This is a genomic window from Ramlibacter sp., from assembly GCF_029866045.1.
Lineage (GTDB): Bacteria > Pseudomonadota > Gammaproteobacteria > Burkholderiales > Burkholderiaceae_C > Ramlibacter.
In genome coordinates, this window is record NZ_JARXAB010000052.1 from 22,732 (window position 1) to 28,950 (window position 6,219).

5 protein-coding genes and 1 pseudogene are annotated in these 6,219 nt (G+C 66.6%); 5 read left to right on the forward strand and 1 reads right to left on the reverse strand.

All coding sequences use genetic code 11. The features are described 5' to 3' along the window. Positions 1 to 64: 64 nt before the first annotated feature. Both QE494_RS05880 and QE494_RS05885 read left to right on the forward strand, forming a co-directional pair. Positions 65 to 2,026, forward strand: coding sequence for an alpha/beta hydrolase domain-containing protein (locus QE494_RS05880; protein ID WP_300041984.1), 1,962 nt, complete (start codon positions 65 to 67; stop codon positions 2,024 to 2,026). A gap of 119 nt (positions 2,027 to 2,145) precedes the next feature. Next, positions 2,146 to 2,901, forward strand: coding sequence for an SDR family oxidoreductase (locus QE494_RS05885; RefSeq protein ID WP_300041985.1), 756 nt, complete (start codon positions 2,146 to 2,148; stop codon positions 2,899 to 2,901). 14 nt (positions 2,902 to 2,915) lie between these two features. Here QE494_RS05885 and QE494_RS05890 read toward each other — a convergent pair whose 3' ends face one another. Beyond that, positions 2,916 to 3,401: an NUDIX hydrolase gene (locus QE494_RS05890; protein WP_300041986.1), complete on the reverse strand. Its 486-nt coding sequence runs from the start codon at positions 3,399 to 3,401 to the stop codon at positions 2,916 to 2,918. A gap of 203 nt (positions 3,402 to 3,604) precedes the next feature. On the opposite strand from QE494_RS05890, the gene QE494_RS05895 reads away from it, so the two are divergent. From QE494_RS05895 to QE494_RS05905, 3 genes and pseudogenes are all read left to right on the forward strand, one after another. Further along, positions 3,605 to 4,747, forward strand: a complete 1,143-nt coding sequence (locus QE494_RS05895) for a Re/Si-specific NAD(P)(+) transhydrogenase subunit alpha (protein ID WP_300041987.1) — start codon at positions 3,605 to 3,607, stop codon at positions 4,745 to 4,747. Between the two features lie 22 nt (positions 4,748 to 4,769). Next, a complete protein-coding gene (locus tag QE494_RS05900; RefSeq protein ID WP_300041988.1) occupies positions 4,770 to 5,102 on the forward strand; it encodes an NAD(P) transhydrogenase subunit alpha in 333 nt (110 codons plus the stop codon). An 11-nt stretch (positions 5,103 to 5,113) separates the two neighbouring features. Further along, positions 5,114 to 5,983, forward strand: a pseudogene (locus QE494_RS05905) (NAD(P)(+) transhydrogenase (Re/Si-specific) subunit beta); the annotation flags it as partial. Between the last annotated feature and the right edge of the window lie 236 nt (positions 5,984 to 6,219).

Consider the following 6,219-nt stretch of genomic DNA (forward strand, 5'->3'; position numbering starts at 1 on the left):
CCACTAGGCCCCACTAAGCCCCAGCAAGCCCGAACTTGCAGGTATTCACGAAGGAGTTGATTCGATGCTGACCTCTTGGATTCCATGCGCCCGCGGGATCGGCGCTGCCATGGTGGCGGTGGCGGCGCTCGCCGCCCAGGCCCAAGTGGTCCGCTTCGAGGTGCTCGAGCGAGCTCCAGCCTATGGCGGACGCAGCTTCGACGCGGTGGGCCCCTATGAGAAGGTGACCGCCCGGGCCACGATCGCACTGGACCCCGCCGACCCTCGCAACGCGGTCATCGTCGACATCGACAAGGCCCCTCGCACGGCCAATGGCCGGGTCGAGGCAACGGCGGACGTCGTCTTGCTGCGCCCGGTCGACCCAGCCCGCGGAAACGGCACCTTGCTGGTGGACGTCCCCAACCGCGGCCGTCAGATCGGCCCCCAGCTTTTCAACGATGCGCCTGAGGCCAACAGCCTGGACAAGGGCAACCCGGGCAACGGCTTTCTGGAGCGACAAGGCTTCACGCAGATGTGGGTCGGCTGGCAGGCGGACCTGCCTTCGAGGCCGGGGCAGATGGCGCTTCAGGGCCCGGCCCTGCGCGGGGTGACCGGACCGGTGCGCGAGGAATTCATCTTCGACCATACGCGCAATCCCGCCACGGCCAACTTGCAGTGGAGGCTGGCCAACCCGGCCAACCTCACGGTGACGGTGCGCCAGCGCTGGGACTTGCCGCGCCAGACGCCGCCCGGCCTCACGGTGCGCGCGACCGGGCCGACCACGGTCGAGATCCAGCGGCCTGCGAGCGGCTTCGATGCCGGCGCGCTTTACGAGGTGACGTACACCGCCACGGATCCGCTCGTTCTGGGCATGGGCTTCGCGGCGGTGCGCGACATCGCCGCCTTCCTGCGCCGCGATGGTTCTGCAGCCAACCCGCTGGCGGTTCAGGGTCGCTCCTCGGTCCAGCGCGCCATCGGTTTTGGCGTATCCCAGTCCGGGCGGTTCCTGCGCGACTTCCTGCACCTGGGCTTCAATGAGGACTTGCAGGGGCGCACGGTGCTGGACGGTCTGATGCCGCATGTTGCCGGTGCCCGGCGCATGGCCACCAATGTGCGTTTCGGCCTCATCAACCGCAACGGACGGCATCTGGAGGATCCCGCGTGGCAGGTAGACCTGTTCCCCTTCACCTATGTGGCGATGGACGATCCGCTCAGTGGACGCCGCGACAGCCTGATGCTGCGTTGCCGTCTCAACGCCACCTGCCCGCGGGTGATGCAGACCGACAGCGAACACGAGTGGTGGGCCTCGCGTGCCTCGCTGCTGGTGACCGATCTCGCTGGTCATCACCTCGATTTGCCGCCCGACGTGCGTGCGTACATGCTCACCGGAACGCCGCACTACGGCAGCGCGGGCGAGCGCGTGCGGACGGCTCAAACCATGGCCTTGCCCGTCAACCCGATGCACAACGGCGCGGTGATGCGCGCCCTGCTCACAGGTATGAACGAGTGGCTGACTACTGGCAAGGAGCCGCCCGCTAGCCGTGTGCCGATGCGCGCGCATGGAACCCTGGTCGATGCCGCCAGCGCGGTCCCGGCGGGTATCCCGGGCCTGCCTTATGTGGGCATCTACACCACCGCCGGTTTCGCCGACCAGTCGGTGCTTCCGCCCAAGCAATTGGGCCGCTACCCGGTCTTCGTGCCCCGCGCCGACCCCGATGGCATGGCGATTGCCGGCGTGCGTCAGTTGGCGCTGGCGGTGCCCCGCGCGACCTATACCGGCTGGAACCCCCGTGCAGCAGGCTTTGGCCCGGATACCTTGTTCCCGCTGCAGGGTGCGGCCGTGCCGTTTGCCGAAACGCGTGCGCAGCGCCTGGCCGCGGGCGATCCCCGGCCCTCGCTGGAGGAGCGATACGCCAGCCCCGCTGCCTACGTGGCCGCGGTGCGGGCCGCGGCCGAGGCGATGGTGGCCGAGCGCCTCCTGCTGCCGGAGGATGCACAGCGTGCGGCTGAACTCGCGGCGCAGGACAAGTTGGGGCAGTTGCGCTGATCCCTCGGGGGTTCTGGCTGGGCCGGACTGAGTGGGCCTAGTCAGATCGGGTCTGCGGGCTTCCATGATGCGCCGCGAGCGGGCTCCTTCGGCCCGCTTTTCACTTTGGAGACATAACAATGGAGCTGCAACTTTCCGACAAGACGGCCCTGGTGACGGGTGCCAGCGTGGGTCTGGGCCGCGCAATTGCCAAGGCGCTGGCCGCCGAAGGCGTGCACGTGGCCATCGCCGCCCGGCGTGTGGAAAACCTCGACGCGCTGTCCGCGGAAATCGTCGCGGCCGGCGGCAAGAAGCCGTTAGTGATTGCGTGTGACCTCTATCCCGAAGACGCCTCTGCCCGCCTGGCTGCTGCCGCCCTCGAAGGTCTGGGCCGCGTCGACATCCTCGTGAACAACGCCGGCGGCTCGCGCGCGTTCAAGGAATTGCACGTGAGCGAGGACGACTGGCAGGAGGCGATCAATCTCAACTTTCATCGGCCGCGCCAGTTGGCCGACGCCCTCATCGACCAGATGATCGACCGCAAGTGGGGCCGCATCGTCAACATCACGGGCAAGAGCGAGCCGCAACATATCAACGGCGCCGTCTGCGCCAAGGCCGGTATGCACAGCTGGGCCAAGGGCCTGTCGCGCATGGTCGGCAAGCACGGCGTGACCGTCAACTGCATCGCACCGGGCCGGATCAACTCCGAGCAGATTCTTCGCAACTACACGCCCGAGTTTCGCGCCTGGCAGTCCGAGCATGAGATCCCGGTTGGTCGCTACGGCGAGCCCGCGGAGCTGGCCAATTTGGTCACCTTCCTGGTGTCGCCGCTCGCTGCCTACATCACGGGCACCGTCATCCCGGTGGACGGGGGCTTGCGCCGATACCAGTTCTGAGGGGTCAGCCGCCTTCAGCCCTGAATCGCCAGCACCTCGGGGCTGGTGTAGACCATGTCCAGCGGGTAGCGGCGCCCGGCCAGGTAGTCCTCCATGCAGCGCACGATGAGCGGGCTGCGGTGGCGGTCCGCGCTGTCGCGAACCTCTTCCGGCGTCATCCACACGGTGCGCACGATGCCCGCGTCCAGCCGCGCGCCCGGCACCGCCTCGCCCAGCTCGCCGCAATACGCCAGGCGCAGGTAGGTGATGTCTTCGCCGCGGCTGTTGCTGTGGGAACGGGTGAGGTAGACGCCCACCAAGGCGGTGGGCGTGAAGCGGTAGGTGGTTTCTTCGAGCGCCTCGCGGCTGCAGCCCTGCTCGGGCGACTCGCCCGGGTCGAGGTGGCCGGCGGCGTTGTTCAGACGCAGCCCGTCCGACGTCTCTTCTTCCACCAGCAGAAAGCGGCCACCGCGCTCGATGATCGCTGCCAAAGTGACATGGGGGGTCCAGCGTGTCGTCATGGAGCGATTATGGGAGCCCGGTTTTCCAGCCCGGAAAGGCAAAGTTTCCACGGGCCACGGGTGGGCACGGGTCGTCTGGCTCGCCTAGGGTTTGTACGGAGGTGTCCCCGCGTCCGGCCCGACAGTGCAAGCTCATGTAAGCTACTGTTAAGTTACAAGGAGCGCAGCCTCGCGCATCCTGACGAATTCAGGAGGAGTCCCCCATGCAGATAGGTATCCCCGCCGAGACCCTGGCGGGAGAAACACGCGTCGCTGCCACGCCGGAGACGGTGAAGAAACTGGTCGCTGCTGGCCATGTGCTGCAGGTTCAATCGGGTGCCGGCGTTGCGGCCAGCGTCACCGATGCCGCCTACGAGGCGGCCGGCGCGCGCATCGTCGACGCCGCGCAGGCGCTGGGCTGCGAATTGGTGCTGAAAGTGCGTGCTCCCGCAGCCGACGAACTCGCGCAGATGAAGCCTGGCTCGGTGTTGGTGGGCATGCTCAATCCGTTTGACGCCGAGGGGCTGTCCCGCATCGCCGCCGCTGGCCTGACCGCCTTCGCACTGGAGGCCGCCCCGCGCACCACCCGCGCGCAAAGTATGGACGTGCTGTCCTCCCAGGCCAACATCGCCGGCTACAAGGCGGTGATGATCGCCGCCGACCGCTACCAGCGCTTCTTTCCCATGCTGATGACGGCGGCCGGCACCGTCAAGGCTGCCCGGGTGGTGATCCTGGGGGTAGGCGTGGCCGGCCTGCAGGCGATTGCGACTGCCAAGCGCCTGGGCGCCGTGATCGAGGCGACCGACGTGCGCCCCTCGGTCAAGGAGCAGGTGGAGTCCCTGGGCGGCAAGTTCATCGATGTGCCCTGCGAAACCCAGGAAGAAAAAGACGCGGCCGAGGGCGTGGGCGGCTACGCCCGGCCGATGCCCCCCGCCTGGCTGGAGCGGCAGAAAGTGGAAGTGGCCAAGCGGGTGGCTCAGGCCGATGTGGTCATCACCACCGCACTCATTCCCGGCCGCGCTGCGCCGGTGCTGGTCACCGAGGAGATGGTCAAGTCCATGAAGGCGGGCTCGGTCATCGTCGACCTGGCCGCCGGGAAGGGGCCCGCTGCCCCGGACGGGTCGGTGGGCGGCAACTGCCCGCTGACCGAGGCGGGGAAAACCGTGGTCAAGCACGGCGTCACGCTCGTGGGCGAGACGAACCTGCCTGGCTTGGTGGCGGCCGACGCCTCGGCGCTTTATGCCCGCAACGTCTTGGACTTCCTCAAACTTGTCATCGACAAGGAAGGCAAGTTCTCGGTCAACCCTGAAGACGACATCGTCGTGGCCTGCCTGATGGCCCAGGGCGGTGAAGTGAAGAAGAAATAAAGAACAAGAAAGAGGACCGGCCATGGACATCATTTCCCCGACCCTGACCAACCTGATCATCTTTGTGCTGGCCATCTACGTGGGCTATCACGTGGTGTGGACCGTCACCCCCGCGCTGCACACCCCCCTCATGGCGGTGACCAACGCGATTTCAGCCATCGTCATCGTGGGTGCCATGCTCGCCGCTGCGCTCACCGAGACAACGCTGGGCAAGACCATGGGCGTGCTGGCCGTGGCCCTGGCCGCAGTCAACGTCTTCGGCGGCTTTCTCGTGACGCGCCGGATGCTGGAAATGTTCAAGAAGAAAGAGAAGAAGGCCCCGGCCGCGTCTTCTGCCCAGGGAGCGTCCAAATGAGCGGCCTCGCCCTGAGCATGGACACGGTGACGCTGCTGTACCTGGTGGCGTCCGTCTGTTTCATCCAGGCCTTGAAGGGCCTGTCTCACCCGACCACTTCCATCCGGGGCAATGTCTTTGGCATGACCGGTATGGCCATCGCGGTGTTCACCACCGCGGCGCTGATCATGAAGCTCTCCGGCGGTAACGCCCTGGGCCTGGGCTGGGTGCTCCTTGGCTTGGTGGTCGGCGGCGGTGCCGGCGCCATCATGGCCCAGCGGGTCGAGATGACCAAGATGCCCGAGCTGGTCGCTTTCATGCACTCCATGATCGGCCTGGCCGCGGTCTTCATTGCGGTGGCCGCGGTGGCCGAGCCTCAGGCCTTTGGCATTGCCAAGGCCGCCGGCGAGATTCCTGCGGGCAACCGGCTGGAGCTGTTTCTGGGCGCAGCCATCGGGGCGATCACCTTCTCTGGCTCGGTCATCGCCTTTGGCAAGCTCTCGGGCAAGTACAAGTTCCGTCTGTTCCAGGGTGCGCCGGTGGTCTTTGCCGGCCAGCATCTGGTGAACCTGGCGCTGGCCGTGGCCACGGTGGGACTGGGGCTGTTTTTCACCGCGACCGAGAACTGGGACGCCTTCCTGGTGGTGCTGGCGCTTTCCTTTGTGCTGGGCGTACTGATCATCATCCCCATCGGCGGCGCCGACATGCCGGTGGTGGTGTCCATGCTCAACTCCTACTCGGGCTGGGCGGCAGCAGGCATTGGCTTTAGCCTGAACAACTCGATGCTGATCATCGCGGGCTCGCTGGTCGGAAGCTCGGGCGCCATCCTCTCGTACATCATGTGCAAGGCGATGAACCGCTCGTTCTTCAACGTGATCCTGGGCGGCTTTGGTGGTGACGCCACGGCCGCGGTGGCTGGGTCGATTTGTAGTCTGTCCCTGCATGGGGCTGTATACGGGGCTGGCCAAAGGGAGGGGCGATGGGCAACGTGGAGAATCTTCCTATGTGTTCTCTTTTTTGGCTGCGCGGTCGGAGGTCGGGTTGGCGTTTAGGCTGGCTCCAGGGGTGGCTCTTTGGGGTGGTGGGCTTTCTGGGCTTCGTCGGGATTGGCCGCGCTGCTTTAGCGCCTGCGTCTCGG

What these genes read in the sequence shown, in the direction of transcription:
- QE494_RS05880 (WP_300041984.1), top strand. Translation starts at nt 65, where the DNA reads ATGCTGACCTCTTGGATTCCATGCGCCCGCGGGATCGGCGCTGCCATG.
- QE494_RS05885 (WP_300041985.1), top strand. Translation starts at nt 2,146, where the DNA reads ATGGAGCTGCAACTTTCCGACAAGACGGCCCTGGTGACGGGTGCCAGC.
- QE494_RS05890 (WP_300041986.1), bottom strand. Translation starts at nt 3,401, where the DNA reads ATGACGACACGCTGGACCCCCCATGTCACTTTGGCAGCGATCATCGAG.
- QE494_RS05895 (WP_300041987.1), top strand. Translation starts at nt 3,605, where the DNA reads ATGCAGATAGGTATCCCCGCCGAGACCCTGGCGGGAGAAACACGCGTC.
- QE494_RS05900 (WP_300041988.1), top strand. Translation starts at nt 4,770, where the DNA reads ATGGACATCATTTCCCCGACCCTGACCAACCTGATCATCTTTGTGCTG.